This window comes from Serratia sp. HNCC26DJ244 (assembly GCF_057180565.1).
Window position 1 is genome coordinate 12,785 of the sequence record NZ_JBXUGO010000010.1, and the last position, 26,294, is coordinate 39,078.

Annotated in this window: 26 protein-coding genes; 7 read left to right on the forward strand and 19 right to left on the reverse strand. The window is 48.7% G+C overall.

Going from position 1 to position 26,294, the window contains the following annotated elements; genetic code table 11:
• The first annotated feature begins 160 nt into the window (after positions 1–160).
• Positions 161–889 (forward strand): ankyrin repeat domain-containing protein, encoded by a 729-nt coding sequence (locus tag AC2A06_RS10030; RefSeq protein ID WP_484380166.1) that lies wholly within the window; start codon positions 161–163, stop codon positions 887–889.
• A gap of 42 nt (positions 890–931) precedes the next feature.
• On the opposite strand, the gene AC2A06_RS10035 is transcribed toward AC2A06_RS10030, so the two are convergent.
• Together AC2A06_RS10035 and prs are read right to left on the reverse strand one after the other, a co-directional pair.
• Positions 932–2,428 carry a nicotinate phosphoribosyltransferase gene (locus AC2A06_RS10035; RefSeq protein WP_037385498.1) on the reverse strand — a complete coding sequence of 499 codons (1,497 nt, stop codon included), beginning with the start codon at positions 2,426–2,428 and terminating at the stop codon, positions 932–934.
• A gap of 10 nt (positions 2,429–2,438) precedes the next feature.
• The gene (gene prs, locus AC2A06_RS10040) at positions 2,439–3,299 is read right to left on the reverse strand and encodes a ribose-phosphate diphosphokinase (RefSeq protein WP_484380167.1); all 861 of its coding nucleotides are present in this window, start codon (positions 3,297–3,299) and stop codon (positions 2,439–2,441) included.
• Between the two features lie 196 nt (positions 3,300–3,495).
• Between prs and AC2A06_RS10045 the strand changes: the two genes are divergently transcribed.
• Positions 3,496–4,230: an NUDIX hydrolase gene (locus tag AC2A06_RS10045; RefSeq protein ID WP_484380168.1), complete on the forward strand. Its 735-nt coding sequence runs from the start codon at positions 3,496–3,498 to the stop codon at positions 4,228–4,230.
• A gap of 83 nt (positions 4,231–4,313) precedes the next feature.
• Here the strand turns inward: AC2A06_RS10045 and AC2A06_RS10050 are convergent, their stop codons facing one another.
• Together AC2A06_RS10050 and AC2A06_RS10055 are read right to left on the reverse strand one after the other, a co-directional pair.
• On the reverse strand, positions 4,314–5,096 hold the full coding sequence (locus AC2A06_RS10050; RefSeq protein WP_023490143.1) for a PhzF family phenazine biosynthesis protein: 783 nt from the start codon (positions 5,094–5,096) through the stop codon (positions 4,314–4,316).
• Between the two features lie 10 nt (positions 5,097–5,106).
• Positions 5,107–5,709 carry a LysE family translocator gene (locus AC2A06_RS10055; protein ID WP_484380169.1) on the reverse strand — a complete coding sequence of 201 codons (603 nt, stop codon included), beginning with the start codon at positions 5,707–5,709 and terminating at the stop codon, positions 5,107–5,109.
• Between the two features lie 147 nt (positions 5,710–5,856).
• Between AC2A06_RS10055 and AC2A06_RS10060 the strand changes: the two genes are divergently transcribed.
• The 3 genes from AC2A06_RS10060 to AC2A06_RS10070 all read left to right on the forward strand — a co-directional run bounded on the left by AC2A06_RS10060 (position 5,857) and on the right by AC2A06_RS10070 (position 8,029).
• Complete coding sequence (locus AC2A06_RS10060; RefSeq protein WP_484380170.1) at positions 5,857–6,837, forward strand: hydrolase; 981 nt, start codon at positions 5,857–5,859, stop codon at positions 6,835–6,837.
• Positions 6,834–7,067, forward strand: coding sequence for a YheU family protein (locus AC2A06_RS10065; protein ID WP_484380171.1), 234 nt, complete (start codon positions 6,834–6,836; stop codon positions 7,065–7,067). Before AC2A06_RS10060 ends, AC2A06_RS10065 begins: the two co-directional genes overlap by 4 nt.
• A gap of 92 nt (positions 7,068–7,159) precedes the next feature.
• Positions 7,160–8,029: a phosphoribulokinase gene (locus AC2A06_RS10070; RefSeq protein ID WP_484380172.1), complete on the forward strand. Its 870-nt coding sequence runs from the start codon at positions 7,160–7,162 to the stop codon at positions 8,027–8,029.
• Positions 8,030–8,219: 190 nt separating this feature from the next.
• Here the strand turns inward: AC2A06_RS10070 and AC2A06_RS10075 are convergent, their stop codons facing one another.
• Entirely contained in the window at positions 8,220–8,627 is a 408-nt protein-coding gene (locus AC2A06_RS10075; RefSeq protein ID WP_023491066.1) for an OsmC family protein, read from the reverse strand.
• 443 nt (positions 8,628–9,070) lie between these two features.
• Between AC2A06_RS10075 and crp the strand changes: the two genes are divergently transcribed.
• Together crp and AC2A06_RS10085 are read left to right on the forward strand one after the other, a co-directional pair.
• Complete coding sequence (gene crp / locus AC2A06_RS10080; RefSeq protein WP_023489059.1) at positions 9,071–9,703, forward strand: cAMP-activated global transcriptional regulator CRP; 633 nt, start codon at positions 9,071–9,073, stop codon at positions 9,701–9,703.
• Between the two features lie 55 nt (positions 9,704–9,758).
• On the forward strand, positions 9,759–11,831 hold the full coding sequence (locus AC2A06_RS10085) for a YccS/YhfK family putative transporter (RefSeq protein ID WP_484380229.1): 2,073 nt from the start codon (positions 9,759–9,761) through the stop codon (positions 11,829–11,831).
• A 55-nt stretch (positions 11,832–11,886) separates the two neighbouring features.
• Here AC2A06_RS10085 and AC2A06_RS10090 read toward each other — a convergent pair whose 3' ends face one another.
• The 14 genes from AC2A06_RS10090 to hofQ all read right to left on the reverse strand — a co-directional run bounded on the left by AC2A06_RS10090 (position 11,887) and on the right by hofQ (position 26,285).
• On the reverse strand, positions 11,887–12,273 hold the full coding sequence (locus AC2A06_RS10090) for a VOC family protein (RefSeq protein WP_484380173.1): 387 nt from the start codon (positions 12,271–12,273) through the stop codon (positions 11,887–11,889).
• A gap of 194 nt (positions 12,274–12,467) precedes the next feature.
• The gene (gene argD, locus AC2A06_RS10095; RefSeq protein ID WP_484380174.1) at positions 12,468–13,694 is read right to left on the reverse strand and encodes a bifunctional acetylornithine/succinyldiaminopimelate transaminase; all 1,227 of its coding nucleotides are present in this window, start codon (positions 13,692–13,694) and stop codon (positions 12,468–12,470) included.
• A 76-nt stretch (positions 13,695–13,770) separates the two neighbouring features.
• Complete coding sequence (locus AC2A06_RS10100; protein ID WP_023489055.1) at positions 13,771–14,346, reverse strand: aminodeoxychorismate synthase component II; 576 nt, start codon at positions 14,344–14,346, stop codon at positions 13,771–13,773.
• Positions 14,347–14,348: 2 nt separating this feature from the next.
• Positions 14,349–15,083 (reverse strand): two-component system response regulator BtsR, encoded by a 735-nt coding sequence (btsR, locus tag AC2A06_RS10105; protein ID WP_023489054.1) that lies wholly within the window; start codon positions 15,081–15,083, stop codon positions 14,349–14,351.
• Positions 15,083–16,768 (reverse strand): LytS/YhcK type 5TM receptor domain-containing protein, encoded by a 1,686-nt coding sequence (locus AC2A06_RS10110; protein ID WP_484380175.1) that lies wholly within the window; start codon positions 16,766–16,768, stop codon positions 15,083–15,085. The genes btsR and AC2A06_RS10110 overlap by 1 nt, the downstream gene beginning before the upstream one ends.
• A 220-nt stretch (positions 16,769–16,988) precedes the next feature.
• Complete coding sequence (gene ppiA / locus AC2A06_RS10115) at positions 16,989–17,558, reverse strand: peptidylprolyl isomerase A (protein WP_023489052.1); 570 nt, start codon at positions 17,556–17,558, stop codon at positions 16,989–16,991.
• A 387-nt stretch (positions 17,559–17,945) separates the two neighbouring features.
• The gene (gene trpS / locus AC2A06_RS10120) at positions 17,946–18,950 is read right to left on the reverse strand and encodes a tryptophan--tRNA ligase (RefSeq protein WP_023489051.1); all 1,005 of its coding nucleotides are present in this window, start codon (positions 18,948–18,950) and stop codon (positions 17,946–17,948) included.
• Between the two features lie 2 nt (positions 18,951–18,952).
• Positions 18,953–19,651, reverse strand: coding sequence for a phosphoglycolate phosphatase (locus AC2A06_RS10125; protein ID WP_023489050.1), 699 nt, complete (start codon positions 19,649–19,651; stop codon positions 18,953–18,955).
• A complete protein-coding gene (rpe, locus tag AC2A06_RS10130; protein ID WP_023489049.1) occupies positions 19,644–20,321 on the reverse strand; it encodes a ribulose-phosphate 3-epimerase in 678 nt (225 codons plus the stop codon). The genes AC2A06_RS10125 and rpe overlap by 8 nt, the downstream gene beginning before the upstream one ends.
• 35 nt (positions 20,322–20,356) lie before the next feature.
• Complete coding sequence (gene dam, locus AC2A06_RS10135; RefSeq protein WP_484380176.1) at positions 20,357–21,169, reverse strand: adenine-specific DNA-methyltransferase; 813 nt, start codon at positions 21,167–21,169, stop codon at positions 20,357–20,359.
• 83 nt (positions 21,170–21,252) lie between these two features.
• The gene (locus AC2A06_RS10140; RefSeq protein ID WP_484380178.1) at positions 21,253–22,224 is read right to left on the reverse strand and encodes an SPOR domain-containing protein; all 972 of its coding nucleotides are present in this window, start codon (positions 22,222–22,224) and stop codon (positions 21,253–21,255) included.
• 248 nt (positions 22,225–22,472) lie between these two features.
• The gene (aroB, locus tag AC2A06_RS10145; protein ID WP_484380179.1) at positions 22,473–23,585 is read right to left on the reverse strand and encodes a 3-dehydroquinate synthase; all 1,113 of its coding nucleotides are present in this window, start codon (positions 23,583–23,585) and stop codon (positions 22,473–22,475) included.
• Positions 23,586–23,876: 291 nt separating this feature from the next.
• Positions 23,877–24,398: a shikimate kinase AroK gene (gene aroK, locus AC2A06_RS10150; protein ID WP_023489045.1), complete on the reverse strand. Its 522-nt coding sequence runs from the start codon at positions 24,396–24,398 to the stop codon at positions 23,877–23,879.
• 639 nt (positions 24,399–25,037) lie between these two features.
• Positions 25,038–26,285, reverse strand: a complete 1,248-nt coding sequence (gene hofQ, locus AC2A06_RS10155) for a DNA uptake porin HofQ (protein ID WP_484380180.1) — start codon at positions 26,283–26,285, stop codon at positions 25,038–25,040.
• Positions 26,286–26,294: the final 9 nt, after the last annotated feature.

Here is a 26,294-nt window from a genome sequence, read left to right on the forward strand (position 1 = left end):
GTGAGCTTATTATTTAAACCAGCATATGAACACCCCTTCAGATACTCAATTATTTTGAGCATCATCAACAATAATATTGTGGGTAGTATCGAAAGAAATAGTATAGAAATAGCATGGCATTATTATGGAAATATTTTAAATTCACCTCAGGATAATTAACATGATGAAATTAGCTAAAATAATATTCTTTGCTGGCATTATCACCTCAGGCTCTTTTAATGTATACGCACAAGAAAACAAACAAAATGTAGACTTGTCAAAGTTCAGATTTAGCTACGAAGAAATGCAGCAAATTGCCAATCCCAAGTTGCTATCTCACCGTATTTTCTATCAAAACCCTTCTGTAGGCCCAGATGCAGCTTGGTTTGATGCCGTGAAGCAAGGCAATTTAGCTGCGGTTAAAAAGATGGTCGAAGCAGGGCAAAATCTTGAGGCTAAAGACGAAGCATCTTTAGGGCAAACAGCATTAGGCTGGGCGGCGTTCATTGGTTATTTGGATATTGTTAAATATCTGACGGAGCAAGGGGCGGATATTCGCGCTACAGATAGAGCAGATGTTTATAATACGGTCAAATCCGCTGTTATGGGTAAAAATGCCGAGGTTGTTAAATATCTGCATGAACGCTTAAAGAATGAAGTGGACTGGGATGCCAAAGAGAAGGACGGTGAAACATTATTTATGGTCGCCGCTGTAGATGGCAGACTCGACATCGTAAAATACATTCTACAATTCAATCCGGACTTGAATGTCGTTGCAGTAAACGAGCAGCCTAAAATTAATGCTAGCCCTCTCAGCGGAGCTTGCGAACGTGGCTTTACCGACGTTGCAAATCTTCTGATAGAAAAAGGGGCGATCAACCATAAAACAGGTAAATCAAGCTGCGATTAATGCTCCAGGCCCTTCTCCTCGCGAGAAGGGCCATCTGCACTTTTAACTTGCTTGTAAACCAGCCAAACGTTGGCGAATCTGTTCCAATGACTCCTGATGATAGAGTTGACCATCCAGAAAACGCGTTTTAAGTTCCCCTTGCTGTTCCTGCTGCCAATCCTGATTATCCAGCAATTGGTATTCGCCTTGGTCATCGCGAATCACCCGTAATAAACCACGTGCAGACTGTTTTAACCCACTGTCTGTCTTGGGTTGTTTGAAAATCGCACGCCCAACACCATTCACCTCACCATAAGTGGCTTTCATGGCAAACCCAAAAGTATCACGCGTATTATATTGATAAGTAAAGGAACCAACGCCAAAGACCACATTGGAGCTGGCAAAACCTTTCGCCTCCAAGCGACGCATTATTTCTTGTGCACGTTCCAGGGTAATAGAGTCGCCATAGATCAGCCCAACGTGAGGATCCAATACCTTGTAGCCCTTACTGTTGACCGTGCCACCAAATATTTCCCACAACACTTCCACTGAACCTTTCTCTTCTGCGCTACGCTGCGCACGATGATCACTGTCATCACCAGTACCACACAGAATAGCTACCGGGTCGCCACTGTCGGGGCGAAATACCACACGGCCATCACGCGCCATAATTTTGCTGTATAACTCACGGGTAAACTCTGTGAGCACTTTCCAGTAATCCCAGGTATCCGAAACAATAGAAACCAGGCCATTGGGGTAAAGGTCTTCAATCAAACGGCGAAAAGTCTCTATTTCCGTTGCCTGTTCTCCCATACACATCACGCTGTGTTCGGTGGCAGGGATACTGCCAGCCACAAAGTAGTCATCAGTGGTGGGGTAATAGCGCTGCGCATAGAGAATGGCAGGTATATTGTCGGTACCTTTGAAACTGAGCAAATGCCCTACTCCGGCTTGAGCAACATCATGCATACCCGACATACCACGGAAAGAGAAATCGTGACATTGGAAGTCAATGTGTGTCATATCATCACAGGTTTTCTCTGCCCACTGCTGGCAGATCTTGCGGTAGTGATGGGCAATGGTGGCATTAGTCGACGCTTTCCACAGTTCAGCAGAGATCACAGTTTCCAAGTAATTGACCAACCAAAAGAACTCATCGATGGTATTGGTGATAGTCAGTACCGGTATCTTCATCTTTACTTTGCTGCCTTCATCCAGCCCTTTGATATGCAGTGGCAGATAACCCAATCGATGTAAGTCACGAATATGTTCCACAGATACCCGATCCTGACCAATATAGCTGTCCATCAAGCGTTTATAATCTGCTACCACTTGCTCTTCCGGTTGAGCAAAAAACTGCTGGTTGAATAGATCCACCATAAACCAGCGCAAAAAACCCTGTAAACCAAAGAACACCAGTTGTCCATCTGGCTGCGGAGAGATAAAAAAGCGATCACTGCGTGGTGTGAAGTTCGAATACACCCGAGTGGTACCCAACGGATACTGCTCACGGTGAGAGACTTTGTAACCATCAATTGCCAGAATGGGATTTGTTAACATAATGAGTTCCTTAACAGGCGTAGATTTTTTCAATATCAATTAATTCAACATGTTTCTCAGCGAGATCCGCAGTTGCATACGACGTTGTGGTGTAAATGTTTGCGATGCCCTGGTTCAGTAAATGCGCGGTACCTTGTGAAAACACGCCATGGGTAACATACAGGTTTACCTGGCGTGCACCGGCTGCGTGCAATACGGCTGCTGCACCAATAAAAGTGCCACCACCGTCACACAGGTCATCAACAATCAGCACGTTCCTACCAGATACATCACCCTTTAACACTTCAAAACCCGTCAATTTACCGCTGAGTACATCACGTTGCTTAGACATAATGCCGTATTCCGTAACGCCGAAATGTGCCGCGACCGCGTGGATCTTTTTCAACGCCCCGGCGTCTGGTGCCATCAACAACAGGTGGGGTTGGCTCAATAACGCGGTCAACCTACTGCTGTGTTCCATACACTGTTGTTGGCTAATGATGTCCATGTTATTAACCACAGCGGCAGACACTTCACTATGAGGATCCAGCACCCGCACTCGGTCAAAACCCAGGGTATTCAATAATTGACCGAACACTTTCAGTGCAAAGCTATCACCCGATGTCATATGACGATCCTGACGGGCATAGGGTAAATAAGCCAGTTCGAGCACACTTGTGCTAATCAGGTAGTGGTGGCGTACTGCCTGCACCAATTGTGCCAACAGCATAAAATCATCCATGCTATTCATGGTCGCTGCACGGATACGCATGTGGGAAACATCACGCCTTGCTGGCGGTTGAAAGCGGGCATAAACCGCCCCATCAGGAAACTGCCCGGTCGTCACTTCCACTGCCATTTGATCCAAAAATAACTGTAGTTTTACGTTCATACTTCCCCCTGATAGTTATTGTCCCTTAGACACTTATATTATTGTCCCTAGGACAATAACAAGCAAGCAGAAAATTAACCAATGGATAAATCATCCATAACACATTGTTTATAGTGAATTTATTTTAACATGCTTGCCTTGTGGTATCGCGTATCAGTTGCTATTATTGTCTTAAAGACCTTTTCCGAACACAGCGATGACAACAGAAACCGAATACCTCAGAAATTACGATCCTCAGCGTTTCCCTTCACCGATTGTGACTGTAGACAGCGTCTTGTTTACCGTTTATCGCGGGCAGCTTTGTGTGCTCTTGGCCAAACGTGCCAATCACCCTTTTTTGCATCATTGGGGGCTACCGGGTGGTTTTATCGATCTGTTGCATGACAGTTCCACACAAGCAACCGCAGAACGAAAGTTGATGGAGAAAACCGGGATCGTACCGCCGTATCTTGCACAGTTGGAGAGTTTTTCCGGCGCGAAAAGAGATCCACGCGGCTGGAGCCTGACTACTGTCTATTTTGCGTTGATCGCTCATGCCGATTGCCAGGCACATATCATTGATGTGGATGACGTCGCCTGGTTGCCACTGGAAACATTGTCAGCCCACTCGCTGGCGTTCGATCATCGCCAAATTATCGACGCGGCCTTACAACGGCTGCGGCAGAAAACGACTTACTCCATGTTGCCGATCTACTGCCTACCAACAGAGTTCACTCTATCCCAGCTACAAGAAGTCATTGAGATTATCCTGTCACATCCGGTGCAGCGCAAAAGCCTGGTACGGCGTTTTACTGCCTCAGAAATGTTTGAAGAAACTGGCGAGATGGCAGTGACAGGGGCACGTAAGGCCCGCTTGTATCGTAAAAAAGCAGGAGTCGATATGAGAAATTTTTCTCGAAACCTGCTGATAGACTCATTTTCAGGCGAATAAAGGCAGCCTAGCAAAAAAACGAAACAATACCTCGAGCCAAACATTAACTAAGGGCTGTTGACGATTTTAACGGCCAAATCCTGTCAGAGATTGATATTACCCCGCAAGAAGATCTGAGCATAGCCCCCTAATAGTGAGCGTTCCCCGTGCAATTCACAGAACAATTCACCCCCGCGGGATGATATCTGCCTGGCATGTAACTCATGGCGGCCTAAACAGGCGGTCCAGTAGGGCAACAATGTGCAGTGTGCTGAGCCCGTCACCGGGTCCTCACAGCGATCCAACGAAAAGTAGCGCGAGACAAAATCCACGTTATCTCCAGGTGCCGTCACGATAATGCCACAGCCAAAGTGATCAATCAGGGCGGGAATATCCGGCTGTAACGCTTTGACCTGGGCTTCATTCGCCAATACCACCATCATCGCTTTGGCTTGCCAGACCTCCTGCGGTTGAACCCCCAGCAATGCCGCCAACTGTGCCGGTTCATCGATTTTTTGAGGAGGGCGAGACGGGAAATCCAGAATCAAACGCTCACCGTCAGCCACATCACGCTTAACTTGCAGTTCACCGCTGGCAGAACGGAAACGAATCTCTTTCAACCCCGCATCGACCACGTTGAGTAAGACATGCGCCGCGGCCAACGTGGCATGCCCACAGAGATCAACCTCCCTCGTTGGCGTAAACCAGCGGATCGCCTGCATATCGCCATCATTCCAGACAAAACTGGTTTCAGGTAGGTGTAACTCATTGGCGATAGCTTGCATTTGCGCCGTTTCCAGCGGTTGTTTCAGCAAACAAACACCTGCAGGATTGCCACGCAGCCCGACACCGATAAAAGCGTCAACATGAAAGTAATTGTCGTTCATTAGCATTTCCTCAACGCCAAATCAGTAGGACACAGGCCGCAGTTAACAGCCCCATCGAAACGTTAAAAATAATCCAGGCCTTTTTGCTACGTAGCAAACGGCCAATCACCGTACCGAACCCCAACCAGATGACCCCAGCAACAAGATTCACCAACAGTAGTGCACCGGAGATGATCAAAATAGAGTGATAGTACTGAACACCAGCCAAGCTAAAGCTGGTGACCGCCCCCAACGTCATCAACCAGGCTTTAGGGTTAAGGAATTGCAGTAATCCCCCCTGATATAACCTTACTGGCTCTGGCGGTGCCGCATCCATCTCCAATCGTTCATAAGCGGCGGTGCCCACTTTCCACGCCAACCATAATAGATAGAGGCTACCCAGGACCTTCAAGGTGATATGCAAAGCAGGATAAATTAAAAGTAAGCCCCCCACACCAAATGCCACCAACAACAAGATACTTTGCATCCCCAGCATGATACCCACCATCAGCCACAGAGAACGCATAAAACCGAAGTTGGCCCCGGAGGTGGTCAGTAATAAATTGTTCGGTCCTGGTGTAATCGCCGCAACCCACAGGAAACCTAATAACGAAACAAATAAACTCAGTTCCATGAAGTGGGTACTCCTCACCCAAATGCTTTTTTTGCCGTATGATTAGAGACAACAAGGCTACTGCTTGTCAGGCGCAGATGTCAGGGTATTGAAACTAACAGTGCGGAATTAATCACACAATAGCCACCAACGCGATTTTTATTCACTATGCATGAATCCTTTCGCCCTCTGATAGGGGCCAGCAATCCACATTTGCAAACGCTGTTACCGCGGCTGGTTCGTCGCCGCGTATTGCTGCAACCCCACTGGCAACGGCTGGCATTGCCCGATGGTGATTTTGTCGATCTGGCCTGGAGTGAAGACCCACAACTGGCGCGGGAAAAACCGCGTGTGGTGTTATTCCATGGGTTGGAGGGGAGTTTTTACAGCCCTTACGCCCATGGGCAACTCAATGCCTGCCGCAACAAAGGTTGGCTGGGTGTCGTGATGCATTTCCGTGACTGCAGTGGCGTACCCAATCGCAAACCACGCCTCTATCATTCAGGTGAAACGGAAGATGCCCGTTTTTTCCTACAGTGGTTAAGCAACAATTTTGGCGAAGTCCCGACGGCTGCGGTCGGGTTTTCCCTTGGTGGCAATATGTTGGCTTACTATCTGGCACAACAGGGAGACAGCAGCCTGTTACAAGCTGCAGTGGTTATTTCTGCCCCACTGATGCTGGAACCTTGTGCTATTCGCATGGAACAAGGATTTTCGCGTGTATATCAACACTATCTGCTGGACCAGTTAAAACAGAATGCTACGCGTAAACTCCTGAATTATCCCGGTACCTTACCACTGAATCTGGCACAGTTAAGTAAACTGCGGCGTATCCGTGAATTTGATGAAGTGATTACCTCGCGCATTTACGGTTTTACTAATGCCATTGATTACTATCGGCGCTGCAGCGCATTACCGTTATTGCCAAAGGTCACCCTGCCGTTATTGATTATTCATGCCAAAGACGATCCTTTTATGACCGATAAAGTGATCCCTGACCTTGCTCACTTACCGCCTAATATCGAATATCAGTTAACGGAATATGGGGGTCACCTAGGCTTTGTCAGCGGTAACTTGAGAAAACCGCAAATGTGGCTGGAACAGCGAATCCCAGCCTGGCTCACTCCTTTTTTGGAATCAGGCAAATGATTATCCCCTGGCGAGATATTGCTCCGGAAACCCTGAATAACTTGATCGAATCCTTCGTCCTGCGAGAAGGCACCGATTATGGCGAGCACGAACGGTCACTGGAACAAAAAGTGCATGATGTGGTCCGTCAACTGAAAAATGGCGAAGTGGTACTGATATGGTCGGAATTACATGAAACTATCAATATCATGCCGAGTAGTCAGATCCCCACTGAGCAAGAGAATATTTAGTCACACCAGCCTATGATTGACCAAAAAAATCAGGTAACAATGGATTATCGCTGAACAACGCCTATGCAGTTAATACGGAGTGACAAAACACCATGTCTGCCAAACACCCCATTATCGCAGTGACCGGCTCCAGTGGCGCGGGTACCACTACCACCAGTCTGGCGTTTCGCAAAATTTTTCAACAGTTGAAAATCAGTGCAGCGCAACTGGAGGGGGACAGTTTTCACCGCTATACCCGACCTGAAATGGATGCGGAAATCCGTAAAGCACGCGATCTTGGTCGTCATATCAGCTATCTCGGCCCAGAGGCTAATGACTTTAACCTACTGGAACAGAGCTTTATCCAATACGGTAAAAATGGCACTGGGCAGTCACGTAAATACCTGCACACCTATGATGAAGCCGTCCCTTACAACCAGGTACCGGGCACCTTTACCCCTTGGGAACCCTTGCCATCACCAACCGATGTCCTGTTTTACGAAGGATTGCATGGTGGCGTAGTCACCCATCAAATCGACGTAGCCAAGCATGTTGACCTGCTGGTGGGGGTCGTCCCCATCGTTAACCTGGAGTGGATGCAAAAGTTAGTTCGCGATACTGGCGAACGCGGTCACTCCCGTGAAGCCGTGATGGATTCTGTGGTCCGTTCAATGGAAGATTATATCAACTACATCACGCCACAATTTTCACGAACCCATATCAATTTCCAGCGGGTTCCCACCGTGGATACGTCCAATCCCTTTGCGGCCAAAGCGATCCCCTCGCTGGATGAAAGCCTGGTGGTGATCCATTTCCGTGGCTTGGAACAGATCGATTACCCCTATCTTCTAGCCATGTTGCAAGGGTCATTTATTTCACATATCAATACGTTGGTGGTACCTGGTGGTAAAATGGGGCTGGCAATGGAGCTGATTATGACGCCACTGGTGCAACGGCTACTGGAAGGCAAGAAAATCGAATAATATCGAATCATGTAGGTGGGCGACGATTAATCTCACGCCCGTAATACTCCGTTTCATCTGCAATCCAAGCGGGTGACACGCCCTATCGACAGTCTGCCGCAGACACAACGTTTACACAAAAATCGCCGCAGCCCAAAACGGCACGGCGATGCTTAGCGTTATTCCGTGTCAACATGACACAGAGTAGTGCTCAATCAACTTCATGGATTTCAAAACTGTGGGTAATAGTGGCCGCTTTGCCCAACATCAGGGAAACGGAGCAATATTTTTCGGCAGAAAGGTCTACTGCACGTTCCACCACCTTTTCGGTTAGCCCTTTTCCGGTGACAATAAAATGCAGATTGATGTGGGTAAACAGTCGAGGTGCCTCTTCACGGCGTTCTGAAGTCAGTTTCACCTCACAATCGCGCACATCATTGCGGCCTTTTTGCAAGATCGACACCACATCGATAGCGCTGCAGCCCCCCACAGACATCAACACAATTTCCATTGGGCTTGGGGCCTTATCACCCGCATTACCATCCATCAAAATCTGATGGCCGGAAGCAGACTCCCCCAAAAATGTCAGCCCTTCTACCCACTTCACTCTTGCCTGCATATTGTTCACTCCGATTATTTTTTAAAATCAACGTACGCTTTCATAGAGAAACTGACAACGAAACCTGACACTAATCATGCTGAAACGAGACAACACAAGACACCCGCCTCACTCTGTGCTACAAACACAGCTGCAATACTTTTTTCATGGCATCAATTTCAGGGATATATCCTAAGATCATTGGTGAGTTAATGGAACCTAGCTTGCAGCACTTAATACGAGTTAATATGCTAGTGTATAAGTGATTTTTTTACCCAGATTCGTTCAAAATGCCGGTAGGCGACAAACGAACGAGTCTACTACGGCTTGAGTGACAACGGGGATATACCTCACCTCAAAACCTGTTGATAGCCACAACTAAAACATCAGGCTATAAGCACGTTTTACAGGGAACTCTGACCCCTGTGATACAAGGCAGCGATAACAACAGAGGATAATAGCGCATGGTTCTCGGCAAACCGCAAACAGACCCGACTCTTGAATGGTTCCTGTCTCATTGCCACATCCACAAATATCCATCAAAGAGTACGCTGATTCATCAAGGTGAAAAAGCGGAAACTCTTTACTACATCGTCAAAGGTTCCGTCGCGGTGTTGATTAAGGATGAAGAAGGCAAAGAGATGATCCTCTCCTACCTAAATCAGGGGGATTTCATCGGCGAGCTTGGATTATTTGAAGAAGGCCAGGAACGAAGTGCCTGGGTAAGGGCGAAAAGTGCCTGTGAAGTAGCTGAAATTTCCTATAAGAAATTTCGCCAGCTCATTCAGGTTAACCCGGATATTCTGATGCGCCTATCTGCACAAATGGCAAGTCGCCTGCAAGTCACCTCAGAGAAGGTAGGTAACCTCGCTTTTCTTGATGTGACTGGCCGTATCGCACAAACCTTGCTGAACCTGGCAAAACAGCCTGATGCGATGACTCACCCGGATGGTATGCAAATCAAAATTACCCGCCAGGAAATTGGTCAGATCGTCGGTTGTTCACGTGAAACTGTTGGCCGCATTTTGAAAATGCTTGAAGATCAAAATTTGATTTCCGCTCATGGCAAAACCATTGTCGTGTACGGTACCCGTTAATCATTAAAGAAACGGCGCTGCAATGCGCCGTTCTTTGTCTGCTGAACAGCAAAACATGTGGCGCCGCCTGATCTACCATCCAGAAGTGAACTATGCCCTGCGACAAACGTTGGTGTTGTGCCTGCCTGTCGTTGTGGGTTTACTGCTGGGCCACCTGCAACAGGGGCTGTTGTTCTCGTTAGTGCCTGTCTGTTGCAATATCGCCGGGCTGGATACCCCCCATAAGCGTTTTTTCAAGCGCCTGATAATCGGCGGGGCACTGTTCGCTCTCAGCTGTGTTTTGTTGCAACAGGCGCTGTTGTGGCATATCCCATTACCCTTACTGATGCTTGCTATGGCGCTATTGCTGGGTGTCAGCGGGGAAATCAGCCCACTACATGCACGCTTGCTGCCCGCCGCACTGGTTGCGGCCATTTTCTCTCTGAGCATGGATGGCCTACCTATTTGGTATGCCCCGCTACTGTATGCCGTAGGCACTCTCTGGTACGGCCTGTTCACTTGGTTTTGGTTTAAATTATGGAAAGAACAGCCAATCCGTGAATCTTTAAACCAACTCTATATACAGTTAGCTGATTATTTTGAAGCCAAATATTCGCTGCTGACCCAACATACTGATCCTGAAACCGCGCTACCGCCACTGTTGCAACGCCAACAGCAAGTGATGGACCTGATCAGTTTGCTGTATCAGCAGATTAACTTTCTGCCACACGCCAATAATATGGAGCAAAAACGCCTGCAACGAACGTTCCAAGTGGCACTCGACCTGCAAGAACACATTAGTGTCAGCCTACACCAGCCAGAAGAAGTGCAAAAATTGGTGGAGCAGAGTCAAGCTGAGGCGATCATTCGTCGTAATGCTCAAGTAATCGCTGCACGTTTGCGCGTTGTCGCAGAAGATATCCTCTATCATCGGCACTCCCGCCTTTTTAGCATGAAACACGAATTGGCCGCGCTGGAGAAAGTGGCTACACGGCATGCTGATAATCCCGTTGGCCAGTTTTGTTACTACCATTTCAGCCGTATTGCTCGCCTGTTACGTACACAGCGTCCTCTTTATCGTCGAGACCTGATGGCCAACCAGTCACGGTTACCCTTCTGGCCTGCAGTGGTAAGCTATTTATCGTTCAAATCCAACGCACTACGCAATGCAGCCCGACTGGGGGTCATATTGGCTGTAGGCAGTAGCCTAGGCCTGCTGTTGCATCTGCCAAAACCCTATTGGATCTTACTGACCATCATGTTTGTCAGCCAGAACGGTTATAACGCTACACGAGTAAGAATACAGCACCGTGCCCTCGGCACCCTGATTGGGCTGGTGATTGCAGCAGGGCTTTTGCAACTGCAGTTACCAGAATATGTGACGCTAAGCATTATGCTGGCAATCACCCTCACCGCTTATCTGTTCTTGCGTAAAAACTATGGGCTGGCAGTAACCGGATTCACCATTACCGCCGTCTATACCTTGCAAATACTGGATCTCAGCGGCAGTCATTTACTGATACCTCGGCTGATTGATACCTTGATTGGTTGTGTGTTGGTCTTTGGTGGAACGATCTGGTTATGGCCACAATGGCAAAGCGGTCTACTACGCAAAAACGCTCACCAGGCGCTGGAACAGGATCAGGCCGCATTACGTTTATTACTGGAAGAACAAGAGCCGGACCCAAGCAAACTGGCTTATGCGCGGATGCAGGTAAACCAGTCACACAATGCCTTATTTACTTCGCTCAATCAGGCAATGCAGGAGCCGGGTTTTGAATCAAATTATCTGGCAGATATGCGTTTGTGGATCACCCACAGTCAGTTTATTGTCGAACACCTCAATGCCATGACCATTCTGGCCCGTGAACATTACATGCTGACACCCCAGTTGGCGGAAGAGTATCTGCAAAGTTGTGAAATCGCGCTGCAAAGTTGTCAGCAGCGGCTGGAATATGATGGCCCAAGCGTCAGCAACAGCGTTATGCGCCCACCGGTTTTACAACCCAATATGCCCATTAGCGAAATGGAACGTCACTTACAGCGTATTCTTTCCCACTTGGCGTTAATGCATACCATCTCTTCGCTAGCTTGGCGCCAGCGCCCACATCATGGTCTCTGGCTAAAACGGAAACTACGGGATAAGTGACTAGGCTAAACTCTGGATAAAAAGCCGCTAACAGCTCTTTGTCAGGCCACGGTGTCTATACGGGTATTTGATTAGCAATTTCGATCAAATTATTGTCGGGGTCCCTAATATAGAGTGACATAATTGAGCCGATAGCCCCCGTCCTCTCTATCGGCCCTTGTTCTATTGTTACCCCTAATTTAACTAACTCCTCAACAACTTGCCGTAGGGGTGTCGCACAGATAAAACACAAATCGGCGGATCCGGGCGTCGGATGGCCTGCATTAGGGAGAAACTCCTCACCGACCTGATGCAGGTTAATCTTTTGCTGCCCAAAGACTAACGCTTTGCGGTTCCCCCGAAAGGTGACAATATCAAAACCAAGAACCTGATGGTAAAAGTCGCAACTGCGTTCGACACTGTTAACGGTCAAGACTAAATGGTCCAAGTGTTCTATTTTCATCTTATGTCCTCGTCTGTCCATCACCCATCAAAGCAATGATGCGTCATGTTACCCTCAACTTTGGTTAAGTATTCCAAAGAGAAGAACATGTCGCATCATCGAATTAAGTTGGAATTGAGGTTCCAAGCACATTCACCGCCTTGTTAGACCAGTCTACCGCCATCTTCTTGTTCTCGGCCGACTTGTCTTGACGATTATTGGTTGCTGGCATTCACCACATCCTGTACCGCCAATTCAAACAGCGCCATACCTTTATCAATATCTTGCAACTCCACCACCAGGGAAGGTGCAAAACGGATCACATTTGGCCCAGCATTGAGGATCATCAAACCACGGGCTGCTGCCGCAGTAAGAAAATCTCGCGCTTTGCCGTGGTATTCCGCCTTCAACTCTGCGCCAATCAATAAGCCCATGCCGCGAATATCACTGAAAATAGCGTACTTCTTATTAATCGCCTGCAAAGCGCGTTCAAATACGCCCCGGCGTTGTTCAATGCCACTCAACACTTCCTGCGTATTGATAACGTCCAATGCGGCTTCTGCCACTGCGCAGGCCAGTGGATTACCCCCATAAGTGGTGCCATGTGTACCCACCTGCATCACTGCGGCAATCTCCTCAGTGGTCAACATCGCACTCACCGGGAAGCCGCCCCCTAGCGCCTTAGCGGTAGTCAGGATATCCGGGGTAACATCGTAATGCATATAGGTAAACAGCTTGCCACTACGCCCCATGCCACTTTGCACTTCATCAAACACCAGCAACGCCTGATACTTGTCGCACAATTCACGCACCCCTTTGAGGAACGTCGCATCAGCCACCGTGATACCGCCTTCCCCTTGTATCGGCTCCATCACCACCGCACAGGTGTGATCGTCGATTACCGCTTTCACTGCGGCCAAATCATTAAACGGTACATGGATGATATCCGCGGGCTTCGGGCCAAAACCATCAGAATATTTTGCCTGCCCACCCACGGAAACCGTAAACAGCGTGCGACCATGGAATCCATTATTAAAGGCAATAATCTTGGTTTTATAGGGGCTGTGGCGAGTGATGGCATAGTGACGAGCGAGCTTGAAAGCCGCTTCATTGGCTTCAGCGCCGGAGTTGGCAAAAAACACCCGGTCAGCAAAGGTAGCTTTGATCAGCTTGGTTGCCAAACGCAATGCGGGTTCATTGGTGAATACATTGCTGGTATGCCACAGGGTTTCACCCTGCTGTTTTAACGCGGCGACCAGTGCGGGATGGCAGTGTCCCAACGCCGTTACCGCAATCCCCCCCGAGAAATCAACATACTCTTTCCCTTGCTGATCCCACACTCGGCTGCCTTGGCCTTTTACTGGCACAAACTGTGCGGGTGCATAAACAGGCAGGATCACCTGATCAAAAGTACTGCGATTGACGACGGTTTTTTCGCTCATTACTGGCTCCAGACGAATAGCTATCAAGTGAAAATATAATCACAAAATATGCATAAAAAACCAAGCGAGAGCAAACTTAAATTTTAAGGAAATTATCCAACAGTTGATGCCCCTGTTCGCTCAGAATGCTCTCTGGATGAAATTGCACCCCTTCCAGAGCCAACGTGCGATGGCGGATACCCATAATTTCATCACGCTCACCATCACGTTCACTCCAGGCGGTCACCTCAAAACAATCTGGCAATGTGGCGGCATCCAATATCAGCGAATGATAACGGGTAACCGTCAACGGATTATTCAGTCCCTTAAAAACGCCCTGCCCAGTATGGCGAATAGCCGACGTTTTACCATGCATCACCGCCCGCGCACGCACCACATCAGCACCAAACGCCTGACCGATCGCCTGATGCCCCAGGCAAACCCCGAGGATAGGTAATTTACCGGCAAAATGGCGGATAGCCGCCAATGAAACACCCGCCTCATTCGGCGTACAGGGGCCGGGGGAGATCACCAAATGCTGCGGAGCCAACTGCTCAATATCGGCCAGTTGCAGTGCATCATTACGCTTAACCCGCACTTCTGCTCCCAGCTCGCAGAAATACTGATAAAGGTTATAAGTAAAAGAATCATAGTTATCGATCAGCAGAACCATAGTTATCTCAATTTAGAAACGATACCCAACTCTTCTTTCAGCGATTTCAGATAACGACGGCTAACGGGTATGGGTTCCCCCACCGACATAATCATTTCTGCCGCGCCACTCTCTTCAAAACGGATCTCTTTAACCTGCTCAAGATTGACCAGATATTGCCGATGGCAACGTACCAACGGCGTGCGATTTTCCAAGGTGCGTAATGTCAGTTCAGTGAAGCACTCCATGCCATCATTACGCACCACATACACCCCCGTTGAGCGGGAACGAATGGCAATTACCTCGTCGAAGCGCAACAAATAAATCCGGCTGTGGCCGGTACAGGGAATGTATTTCAGATAACCGGCGCTCTCTTCCAGCGCTTCAATATCCTGCGGAGCACGGCGTTGATGTAAACGCTGCAGTGTTTTATTCAACCGTTGAGGCTCAGCAGGTTTCAGTAAGTAATCGAACGCATGCTCTTCAAAGGCCCGCAGTGCATATTCATCATAAGCCGTCAAAAACACGATATAGGGCATACGATTGGGGTCAAGCATACCCACCATTTCCAAACCGCTGATTCGAGGCATTTGGATATCGAGAAATACCACATCCGGTTGCAAACGGTGGATTTGGCTAATCGCCTCAATGGCATTGGCACACTCACCAATAACGGTGACCCCCTCTTCCGCTTCCAATAGATGACGCAGGTTATCACGCGCAGAGGGCTCATCATCAACAATCAATACTCGCAACATCAGGCCACCCTCGCCAATGGCACATGCAGGGTAATACAGGTAAACATTTCAGGCTCACAAGAAACCTGTATACCGTAACCCTCGCCATAACGGACACGGATACGCCGATCGACCAGATTCATTCCCAGTCCGCTACCTGCGGTGGGTTTACCGAACAATCCCGCATTATCCGTCACCTGCAACAGCAAGTGTTCCTCCTCCTGCCGGGCACCGATATCAATACGCCCTACCCCCAACAGATGTGATGTCCCATGCTTAATCGCATTTTCTACAATCGGCTGCAGTGAGAAAGCCGGCAACTTCGCCGCCAATAACTCTTCAGGCAATGAAACTTTGATCTCCAACCGTTCAGCAAAACGGGCCTTTTCAATCTGCAGATAAGCGTTCACGTGTTCAATTTCATCAGCCAATGTGACTTCATCATCTGAGCGCTTCAGATTTTTGCGAAAAAAAGTGGAGAGATACTGAACCAATTCACAAGCCTTCTCACCATCACGGCGAATCACCGCCACCAGGGTATTCAAGGCATTAAACAGGAAATGTGGGTTAACTTGGGCATGCAGCAGTTTGATCTCTGACTGCGCCAATAGCTGTTTATGACGCTCATATTGTCCGGCCATGATTTGCGCCGACAGCAAGCTGGCAATCCCTTCGCCAAGGGTACGATTAATGGTACTGAATAGTTTGGTTTTGGGCTCATAGAGCTTGATAGTCCCAATCACTCGCTGATTCTCACCCCGCATAGGGATCACTAAGGTTGAACCTAATTTACAGTTGGAGTTAATTGAACAGCAGAAAGAGAGTTCATTGCCATCGGCGTAAACCACTTCGTTATTATCAATGGCACGCTGTGAATGAACGGAAGAGATAGGGGTACCCGGCAGGTGATGATCGGCTCCCATGCCGATAAAGGCCAACAACTTATCACGATCGGTGATGGCTACAGCGCCGATACCCAGCTCCTGGTAAATCACCCGCGCTACCTTCATACTGTTTTCTTGATCAAATCCCTGACGCAGAATACCTTCAGTACGTTCAGCAATTTTCAGTGCCTTGGAGGAGAATGCACTGGTATATTTCTCGAACATTGCCCGTCTATCCAGCAAAATCTGAATAAACATGGCAGCACCTACGGTGTTGGCAATCATCATCGGTAAGGCGATATGTTCCACCAACAGCAGCGCTTCCGGGAAAGGGCGTGCGACCAGCAGAATAATGGCCATTTGTAACACTTCTGCCGTTAATGCGACCCCCGCGACAAACAAAGGATTAAACAGCAGGTCAATCCGCCCTCGCCGCATGGCAATAATATGCACCACTCCGCCGACCAAGCCTTCCGCTACTGTGGATATGGCACAAGCGACATCCGTCATTCCCCCTAGCGTATATCGGTGTAAACCGCCGGTCAGACCAACCAGAAAGCCAACAGAAGGGCCCCCCAGTAACCCACCCAAGACGGCACCAATAGCACGGGTATTAGCAATTGAGTCCTGAATATGCAGACCAAAATAGGTACCCATAATGCAGAACACAGAGAAAATAACGTAACACAACAGTTTGTGTGGCAGACGAATAGTCACCTGCGTCAATGGAATAAAGAGTCGCGTCTTGCTCAGTAAATAGGCAATAACAAGATAGACGCACATCTGCTGTAGTAGCAGCAAGATCTGGTTAAATTCGAACATGGCAGCAGCTCATCGGGACAACGGAGGCAAACAAAAGAAGCCAGTTATCTGCAACTCAAGTCGCCTAGGCGCTGGCTATCGTCGCGCACCAGCCACTTGAATAAGTCAGGGTATCTACAGAGGTATATTAAATCATGCGGCATTGAAAAAAACCGTGATGCCAGCAAAGCTTCGTGAGGGAAAACAGACCGGCTCCTGATGGGAACCGGCCACACTTGACTTATGGCAGCACTTTCGCTGACAGGATAACAATCGGTTTACTAGGTACATTCTGATAAGGGCCAACATTACTGGTTGGTACCTGGGAGATTTTGTCTACCACTTCCATCCCTTTCACCACCTTACCAAACACCGCATAACCAAAATCACGTTGGCCATGGTCCAGAAAAGCATTGTCTGCCACATTCAGGAAAAACTGACTGGTCGCGCTGTCTTGATCCGCTGTACGCGCCATGGAAATGGTGCCGCGCAAGTTACGCAGACCATTATCAGCCTCATTTTTGATCGAAGCATTGGTGGTTTTTTGCTGCATATCGGCAGTAAAACCACCACCTTGCACCATAAAGCCGGGGATCACACGATGAAATATCGTATTGTTGTAATAACCACTGTTCACGTAGTCAACAAAGTTCTTGGTAGAGATGGGGGCCTTCTTACTATCGAGCTCTAACTCGATATTCCCTGCGGTGGTAGTCAGCATGATGTGAGGTCCCGCAGCAGCCAAGGCAGCAGGGATCATCGCTGACAAGGAACACAGTGCAACGAAGGTCACTAAAGTACGTTTGAACATGAACGGGTCCTTTCTCTAAGAGACAAACAACGGAAAATCGCTCTGATTTTAAACAGCCACACCCGACAGCGCCAGCCATTTACTTATATTTACTCAACAATTAGACATTTCTTAATTAGGCTGAATTTCGCTGCCGACAGTATGGTCCCCATCCCTCTTTTTGCCAAGTCGCTCACGACACTATTTATCACTTTTACTTTTTATGACAATAGGCCGGAAAAACCGCCAGACTTGCCACTTCAGCCTCTACCAGGCGGGTTGCTCGGTGGTCTGTAGATATCCAGATAAATAGATCAGTTGATATCAGCCCGCCTTGCACCTCGACGCCCATGCAAGCTACCGCAATAAGCCAGCAGCTTGCATGACAACAGCTATAAAGTACAGAACTCAAGGATGGGGAACAAAACCCACAGCTTGATACACTTTCGCCAACGTTTCCTGTGCCCGAGCCCGGGCTTTCGCCGCTCCGTCACGCATCACCTGCTGCAGGAACACTTCATCGTTACGGTAACGGTGATAACGCTCTTGCAGGCCACTCAACATGTCGGAAACAGCTTCAGCAACCGCCCCTTTCAAGTGGCCATACATCTGGCCTTCGAACTCCGTTTCCAATTGGGCGATGCTTTTACCCGTCACGCCAGACAGAATATCCAACAAGTTGGAAACACCTGCCTTGTTCGCCACGTCATAGCGGATAACCGGTGGGTCTTGTGAATCCGTCATCGCACGTTTGATTTTTTTGGTCACCGCCTTCGGGTCTTCCAACAAACCAATCACGTTGTTGCGATTTTCATCGGACTTGGACATTTTCTTAGTCGGCTCCTGCAGCGACATCACACGTGCACCGGATTTCGGAATAAACGGCTCAGGAACCTTGAAAATATCGCCATACAGTGCATTGAAACGCTGACCAACATCACGACTCAATTCCAGATGTTGTTTTTGGTCCTCTCCTACTGGCACTTGATTAGTCTGATACAGCAGAATGTCTGCCGCCATCAATACCGGGTAGCTGAACAGGCCGGCATTAATGTTTTCCGCATAGCGCGTAGACTTATCTTTAAACTGGGTCATGCGGTTCAGCTCACCAAAATAAGTGTAACAGTTGAGCACCCAGCTTAGTTGTGTATGTTCCGGCACATGAGACTGCACGAAAATAGTGCTTTTCTCTGGATCGATACCACAGGCCAAGTACAACGCCAGGGTATCCAGTGTCGCTTTACGCAACTGTTGCGCATCCTGACGCACCGTGATGGCATGCAGATCAACGATACAGTAAATGCAGTCAAACTCGTCCTGCATCTGCACCCACTGACGCAACGCCCCCATATAGTTGCCAATAGTCAGTTCACCGGATGGCTGTGCGCCACTGAATACGATAGGCTTACTCATAGTTAAATTTCCTGATCTGCGAAAGATGACAGCCCAAGAACGGGCAATAAATCGGCAAAATGTTCCAACACGCGGTCTGGCTTGCTCAATGCGATCGCTTCACCATAGTTATAGCCGTAAATCAGGCCAACACTTAGGCAACCCGCCGCCTGAGCGGCCTGAATATCGTTACGCGAATCACCGACAAACAACACCTCACGGGCTCGCAGGCCGAGTTTGCCAAACACCATATACAACGGTGCGGGGTGTGGTTTTTTCTCCACCACATCATCACCGCCGATAATCAACGAGAAAAAGTCGCTAATACCCAGTGATGCTAATAACGGTGCGACAAAGGGCGTCGGTTTATTCGTCACCAACGCCAGCGGGTAGCCCTGTTCAGCCAGACAGCTTAATGTTTGTTCCACTTGTGGGAACAGACGGCTACCACTCTCCACGGTTTGAGCGTAGAAATGATCAAAGTGTTGGCGCATTTGCAGGCTTTGTGCTGCCGTCGGCTCTACGCCAGCCCATCGCAGTGCACGTTGCACCAGCACATCAGCTCCATTGCCAATCCAGGTACTGACCAGCGCCTCTCCTGCCACTGGCAACCCCATGGCGGTTAACGCCAGATCTATCGCAGCAGCCAAGCCAGGAGCACTATCAACCAGGGTGCCATCAAGATCGAAGGCCACCCCACGAATAGCAGAAAAATCAGCCATGGCTTACCTTCGCTAACTCGCTGCGCATTTTATCGATCACCACGCGGTAATCCGGCTGACCGAAGATGGCCGAACCCGCGACGAACATATCTGCCCCTGCGGCAGCTATCTCGGCGATATTATCGACTTTGACACCCCCATCGACTTCCAGGCGAATATCACGACCACTTTCATCGATAAGCCGACGTACCTGGCGCAATTTATCCAATGTACCGTGAATAAATGATTGGCCACCAAAGCCTGGGTTGACTGACATCAGCAGGATCACATCAATTTTATCCATCACATAATCAAGATAGCTTAACGGTGTAGCCGGGTTAAATACCAAGCCCGCCTTACAACCGTTCTCTTTGATTAATTGAATGGTACGGTCAACGTGTTCAGAAGCTTCAGGATGAAAAGAGATGTAGGTTGCCCCCGCCTTGGCAAAGTCCGGTACAATACGATCCACCGGTTTCACCATCAGGTGAACATCAATCGGTGCCGTAATGCCATAATTACGCAACGCTTCGCACACCATCGGGCCAATCGTCAAATTTGGCACATAGTGATTATCCATAACATCAAAGTGCACCACATCCGCGCCAGCCGCCAACACATTGGCCGTATCTTCACCCAATCGGGCGAAATCTGCCGACAGAATGGACGGGGCAATCAAAAATTTTTTCATCCTCATCTCCAAACATGGGGGCTGAGTTATTCAGCTTATTTAAACAGTGCCAGAAGTTCGTTCACTTTACTGCGGCCAAGAATATTCCGACTAATAGTGCGGGGGGCCTCAACCACGTGCAGCTCAGCATGCTGGTACCAGTCACGAGTCAATTCAGTATCATGATTTGAAATCAAGACAGGCACCTGATTTTTTACCGAGAGTTGGCGTGCAATTTGTGCTAACCCTTGTTGGTCGGCAAGACTAAAGCTGTTGGTATGATAAGCAGTAAAATTTGCCGTCACTGACAACGGGGCATAAGGTGGATCGCAATAAATCACCGCACCCGGCGTTGCTTTTAGCATGGTATCTCGATAGTGCTCACAGACAAACGTCGCATTACGCGATTTTTCAGCAAACCAATACAACTCTTGTTCCGGAAAATAAGGTTTTTTGTACCGTCCAAACGGAACATTAAACTCACCCCGTAAATTAAAACGGCATAAACCGTTATAACAGTGGCGATTCAGATACAGGAAGAGTAAAGCACGCCGATAAGCATCAGTACTGACATTGAACTCAGCACGCAGCAGATAAAACTGCTCTGAATGATTGAATTCGCCAGTGAAAAGAACACGGGAATCACGCACGAAATCATCCGTGCGCGATTTAACGATTTTATACAAATTGATGAGATCGCTATTGATATCAGCAAGGATATAGCGGTCATACTCGGTATTCAGGAAGACTGAACCCGCGCCCACAAAGGGTTCGATTAGGCAGTCGCCCTCAGGCAGATGACGACGGATCTCACCGATCAGAGGGTATTTTCCACCAGCCCATTTTAAAAAAGCGCGGTTTTTCTTCATGCCGTCAGTTAGCTACTTATACAATTAAGAGCGGCGGATTGTACCTTGTTTCAAACAGCACATCAGCGCACAAAGTTAACAGTTTATTTTTTTAGCTCTTGCTGCACTTGACTGACGGGGCGAGCCCAAGGCTTCTTGGCCTGAACCTCCGCTGGTAAAGTAGCAATTGCACGTTTCGCCTCTTCTGAAGAAGCATAGTTACCCGCCACCAACACATACCACGGCTTACCATCACGTTTGGTTTCATACACCGTAAAATGTTGTAGATTCTGTTGCTTGGCAAAGGCATTCAATGTGTCAGAACGCGAAGCCCCGCTCAATTGCAGCGTGTAATGGCTACCTGGAGCACTCTTAAGCGACCCCGTACTACCACTGCTCACCGCACTCCTGTTACTGACTGCCGGAGGGATATACACGGTGGTAGCGTTTGCCGCAGGTTTCGCCGCTGTTCCTGGTTTGGTGGTTGACGTTTCTGGCTTCGCCGTTGTCAGCGGTTTAGTCCGCGCTGTTTCACGTGGAGTCGAACCACTCATCACGGTTGCCGGTGCCGTTGGCAAACCTGCAACGGGTGTATTGATATCTTGAACTGCCGCATCCACCAGGCCCTGTTGTGATGACAGCACGGTGGACATATCACCTGGCAAGTCAACGCGCTGCTGAGCCCCACCAGGCGCTGGTAATGGTGGTGCTTCGGTTGGCGTACTGGATATAGGAGGAATGTTGATAGTCTGCGGCTGAGTTTGACCAACACCATTGTTATCATGGGAATCGGTTGTCCCTCCAGCAACACCGCTGTTGTTCGTCGTCAACGATGAGGTCCCTGACAAATTGATGTCTCGAGCCCCCCCTGATTGTGCTGTTTCTGGTTTGGTTGGTGACTTCATGGCTGAGCCAATCATAGCTATCAGCAGTAAAAGCACCACAATACCAATACCAATCATCATATGTTGACGTGAAATAGCAAAGCGCGGCGCAGTCGCTGGGCGTCGTGTTCGCAAAGGGCGGCGGTCACTGGCATCAGGCCTGAGATCGTCTTCCGTTTTAAACTCTTCCATCTGAAACCCTCCAACTAGAGGCAAAAGCTCACCACCCAAGATACGGTATGGTTCGAGACTATTAACCCAATGATGGCAAGGGGGTATCTACCACACCTTACTCATTAAATACCCGTTATCAATCAAACTGCAGCGGTATTGCCGGCTGACAAACACTCAGCACCACCAATACCAAGCTAAAATAAATGCGGACAGCCAACACCACATCCCCATCAAAGTATGACGAGTATTCCCCTCATATTTCAAGCTTAAGCGTGGCTCGCTGATTGCTGTGAGGGTGGCAGACAATCGGCTATTGACGCCAATACTACGTCATGGGGGACACCACCACGCACTTCCGCTTGACCCATTGCCGTTGGTAATACTAAACGCAGCACCCCGCCCAAGACTTTCTTGTCACGCATCATATGTGGCAAATAAGCTTCAGGAGCCATCTCTTGCGGACCGCAAACCGGCAAACCGGCACGTGATAACAGCCCTTTAATCCGGTCGATATCATCACTAGAAAATTGCCCCAAACGACGAGCGGTTTGCGCTGCCATCACCATACCTGCCGCCACCGCTTCACCGTGCAGCCATACCCCATAGCCCATTTCCGCCTCGATGGCATGACCGTAGGTATGTCCCAGATTAAGCAACGCCCGTGAACCACTCTCTCGCTCATCGGCAGCGACCACTTGGGCCTTCAGTTCACAACAACGCCGGATACAATAAGCCAATGCACTCCTATCAAGCGCCATCAGATTATCAATATTATTTTCCAGCCAAATAAAGAAATCACGGTCAAGAATAATGCCGTATTTGATCACTTCTGCCAGGCCAGAGGAGAGCTCTCTTGGCGGTAAAGTATATAAGCAATCAAGATCCACCACGACCGAGGCCGGTTGGTAAAACGCGCCAATCATGTTTTTACCGAGCGGATGATTGACGGCTGTTTTACCGCCAACGGAGGAGTCCACCTGCGAGAGTAATGTGGTTGGAACCTGGATAAAACGGACACCACGTTGATAGCAGGCAGCGGCGAAGCCAGTCAGATCACCAATCACGCCGCCACCCAAAGCCACCAGCGTGGTATCACGCCCATGGGGCTTTTCCAGCAGTGCCGAAAAAACCTGTTCCAGAGTGGCGAGGGATTTATACTGTTCACCATCAGGCAGTATCACCTGATCCACCACGATGCCCCCCTGCTCAAGCGTCTTACGGATACGCTCCAGATACAGCGGTGCCAGAGTCTGGTTAGTGACCAGCATAACCTGCTCACCAGCCTTCAACGGCATAAAAGAAACCGGATCGTTAAACAATCCGGTAGCAATGGTAATCGGGTAGCTACGCTCCCCAAGCGTTACGATCACTCTCTCCATATTCGAGTTCAGTTCTCGGTGTAATTGATCCTCGCCCAGGCGGGGAACACTAAAAGAATCCTCGCCTTAACCAGCAACCTGCGGCCAATACGAAAATCACGATATCTTGAACAATTCGCGTTGCCTATTACCGACAAGGCCGAAACAAATCTGTTAGCAACCGATTTGAATCGCCGCTTGCGCTAATCCGCAGGGTGAAAGTTCATCATTTCCCAGGCGCATAGATAAACGAAATGACAAGCGCCAACAGACACTGTCAATAATCATACAATTCAAAGTATGATCAGTATATCAATTACTTTCCAGCATATTGATTATCTGGTTAGCCACTACTTTAGCGCTTTGGTCGTCAGTGCGGATGGTGACATCTGCAATTTCTTCATACAACGGATTGCGCTCTTTAGCCAACTCCTCCAAGACTTCACGTGGAGGGGTGTCAACCTGTAATAATGGGCGCTTTTTGTCGCGTTGGGTCCGAGCCAACTGCTTTTCAATGGTGGTTTCCAAATAGACCACTACACCACGCGCCGACAAGCGGTTACGCGTTTCACGCGACTTAACCGAGCCCCCACCAGTAGCCAGCACAATCCCTTGTTTTTCCGTCAGTTCATTAATGACTTTTTCTTCACGATCACGGAATCCCTCTTCCCCTTCCACGTCGAACACCCAGCCCACATCGGCACCGGTACGTCGCTCTATTTCTTGATCAGAGTCGAAAAACTCCATATTGAGTTGCTGAGCTAACTGACGACCAATAGTGCTTTTGCCGGCACCCATAGGCCCAACCAGAAAGATATTGCGTTTCTCTGCCATGTTTTTCGATATTACTAAGACAATTCGTTAATGATAACCCGCCCCGCCAATCAAATCAGCAACGGGACCTAAACTGAAACCTCATGAGCGATAATGCGAGATCAGGTGGAAAATTATCTCAACACTCCTGGTAGTTTGGCAACCGAATAAATCGCTATCCACGCCGCGGGAGGGAAACCATAGGTTTTTAACGGCGTCTTATACCTTATGGGTTTCAAGTTGCAGCCAGAGAGCAAACGTAGCCACCGCTGGGAACTTACTAAAGTAAATCACCAGGATAAGTACGTGAAGCCAACAACATAGCAGCCTGAAAGACGGCAGGTATAGCATTAATAAAAAACTCGGTACTCAATTCGGTAACCCTTGTAAGCTAAATCGGCGGCAGCGTCAAACCCAGATGCCTACAAGGTGATAAAAAAGTGTATTTATCCGTCCACTTTGAAGGTTGTTCAGTCGGTCAGATGCTAAACAATCTCTATTGAAATCAGCGGCTACTCGATTACTGACTCGGGAACATCTAAAAAAGTGGATTAACCTTCCCCAAAAATAAACAACCCCCATCGTAAAGTAGAAAGATAGATGACCAGTGTCACCACCGTGACGTATACAATGGCACTAGGGCTAATTAAAGGAAACCACCTAAAGCTTGATCAACGTAGGTGTGATGAAAATGACCAACTCACGTCTTTTATGCTGTTTGATTTGCTGTTTGAACAACGCACCCAATAGAGGGACATCCCCCACACCGGGTACTTTATCAACACCTTGGGTGTTCTGCCGTTGGAATATCCCCCCCAACACAATGGTTTCACCATTTTTCACGGTCACCTGAGTTTTAATTTCCTGCTTATCAATGGCGAGTGCCTCTCCTGCCCCCTGTTTTATCGAACGCCCTGGCACATTCTGACTAATCTGCAATGTCAGGGTGATTCGGCCATTGGGCAGGATTTTGGGCGTTACTTCCATACCCAGTACCGCTTCCTTGAACTCTATGGATGTCGCACCACTGGCACCGCTCGACACTTCGTATGGGATCTCCGTACCCTGTTTGATACTGGCAGTTTGCTGATGGGCGGTGAGCAGACGTGGACTGGCAATAATCTCTACCTCATTCTCTTGTTCCAGCGCGGATAACTCCAGATCCAGAATACGCCCACTGATACGTGCCAAGTGAAAGCCGGCCGTCACCACGCTATTTTCTACTGGCAAGCTCACATTGAAATTACCTATCCGCATGGCTTTCGCAGGCCGTTCTTCTGCAGCCAACCCCCAGCGCACGCCAAGCTCACGCAGGTTTTCGCTGCTAATAGTGACGATATACGCCGACAGTTGTACTTGCTGCAAAGGGGCATCCATCTCCCTCACCCAGGATTTTATTTGAGCAAGTGCGCTTGCGGTATCTCGCAACAACAACGAATTAGTGCGTTTGTCGACGATCACACTACCACGCTCAGTCAATAGCTTGCTGCGGGCATTGTCCAAGCTGAGAGCGATGTCACTCGCTTCAGCATTGTGCAGTGCTAGGGTCAAATTTTGCAGCGGTAACTGTTGAGTCAAAAGCTGCTGTCGGCGCTGCTGCTCCTGTTCATCGGGCTCGGGGAGAATCATCATCACATTCCCCTCAATAGACATCGCCAAATGCCCCATGCGCAACACGACCGCCAGTGCCTGTTGCCAAGGCACCTCCTCCAACCGCAACGTTAAGTTACCTTTAACGCCTTCACCCACCACGAGATTCAAATGCTGATATTCCGCCAGCGCCTGTAAAATCAAGCTAATTGGCGTATCGTGAAACACCAGCGACACCGGTTTTTCTTTCTGCACCGCCCCTGACACCATCATCGGCAGTACCAGTAACAAGGCTAACAACCCGTTGTATCCTTTCATGACTCGTTC

Coding starts and splice junctions, on each gene's coding strand:
- rpe (WP_023489049.1), bottom strand. CDS start 20,321: ATGAAAAAATTTTTGATTGCCCCGTCCATTCTGTCGGCAGATTTCGCC.
- AC2A06_RS10075 (WP_023491066.1), bottom strand. CDS start 8,627: ATGCAGGCAAGAGTGAAGTGGGTAGAAGGGCTGACATTTTTGGGGGAG.
- AC2A06_RS10055 (WP_484380169.1), bottom strand. CDS start 5,709: ATGGAACTGAGTTTATTTGTTTCGTTATTAGGTTTCCTGTGGGTTGCG.
- hofQ (WP_484380180.1), bottom strand. CDS start 26,285: ATGAAAGGATACAACGGGTTGTTAGCCTTGTTACTGGTACTGCCGATG.
- AC2A06_RS10050 (WP_023490143.1), bottom strand. CDS start 5,096: ATGAACGACAATTACTTTCATGTTGACGCTTTTATCGGTGTCGGGCTG.
- trpS (WP_023489051.1), bottom strand. CDS start 18,950: ATGAGTAAGCCTATCGTATTCAGTGGCGCACAGCCATCCGGTGAACTG.
- argD (WP_484380174.1), bottom strand. CDS start 13,694: ATGAGCGAAAAAACCGTCGTCAATCGCAGTACTTTTGATCAGGTGATC.
- btsR (WP_023489054.1), bottom strand. CDS start 15,083: ATGTTGCGAGTATTGATTGTTGATGATGAGCCCTCTGCGCGTGATAAC.
- prs (WP_484380167.1), bottom strand. CDS start 3,299: ATGAACGTAAAACTACAGTTATTTTTGGATCAAATGGCAGTGGAAGTG.
- AC2A06_RS10100 (WP_023489055.1), bottom strand. CDS start 14,346: ATGGTTCTGCTGATCGATAACTATGATTCTTTTACTTATAACCTTTAT.
- AC2A06_RS10085 (WP_484380229.1), top strand. CDS start 9,759: ATGTGGCGCCGCCTGATCTACCATCCAGAAGTGAACTATGCCCTGCGA.
- AC2A06_RS10030 (WP_484380166.1), top strand. CDS start 161: ATGATGAAATTAGCTAAAATAATATTCTTTGCTGGCATTATCACCTCA.
- AC2A06_RS10070 (WP_484380172.1), top strand. CDS start 7,160: ATGTCTGCCAAACACCCCATTATCGCAGTGACCGGCTCCAGTGGCGCG.
- AC2A06_RS10045 (WP_484380168.1), top strand. CDS start 3,496: ATGACAACAGAAACCGAATACCTCAGAAATTACGATCCTCAGCGTTTC.
- AC2A06_RS10090 (WP_484380173.1), bottom strand. CDS start 12,273: ATGAAAATAGAACACTTGGACCATTTAGTCTTGACCGTTAACAGTGTC.
- AC2A06_RS10060 (WP_484380170.1), top strand. CDS start 5,857: ATGCATGAATCCTTTCGCCCTCTGATAGGGGCCAGCAATCCACATTTG.
- AC2A06_RS10125 (WP_023489050.1), bottom strand. CDS start 19,651: ATGGCTGATTTTTCTGCTATTCGTGGGGTGGCCTTCGATCTTGATGGC.
- AC2A06_RS10065 (WP_484380171.1), top strand. CDS start 6,834: ATGATTATCCCCTGGCGAGATATTGCTCCGGAAACCCTGAATAACTTG.
- AC2A06_RS10110 (WP_484380175.1), bottom strand. CDS start 16,768: ATGTTCGAATTTAACCAGATCTTGCTGCTACTACAGCAGATGTGCGTC.
- AC2A06_RS10140 (WP_484380178.1), bottom strand. CDS start 22,224: ATGGAAGAGTTTAAAACGGAAGACGATCTCAGGCCTGATGCCAGTGAC.
- dam (WP_484380176.1), bottom strand. CDS start 21,169: ATGAAGAAAAACCGCGCTTTTTTAAAATGGGCTGGTGGAAAATACCCT.
- aroK (WP_023489045.1), bottom strand. CDS start 24,398: ATGGCAGAGAAACGCAATATCTTTCTGGTTGGGCCTATGGGTGCCGGC.
- AC2A06_RS10035 (WP_037385498.1), bottom strand. CDS start 2,428: ATGTTAACAAATCCCATTCTGGCAATTGATGGTTACAAAGTCTCTCAC.
- ppiA (WP_023489052.1), bottom strand. CDS start 17,558: ATGTTCAAACGTACTTTAGTGACCTTCGTTGCACTGTGTTCCTTGTCA.
- crp (WP_023489059.1), top strand. CDS start 9,071: ATGGTTCTCGGCAAACCGCAAACAGACCCGACTCTTGAATGGTTCCTG.
- aroB (WP_484380179.1), bottom strand. CDS start 23,585: ATGGAGAGAGTGATCGTAACGCTTGGGGAGCGTAGCTACCCGATTACC.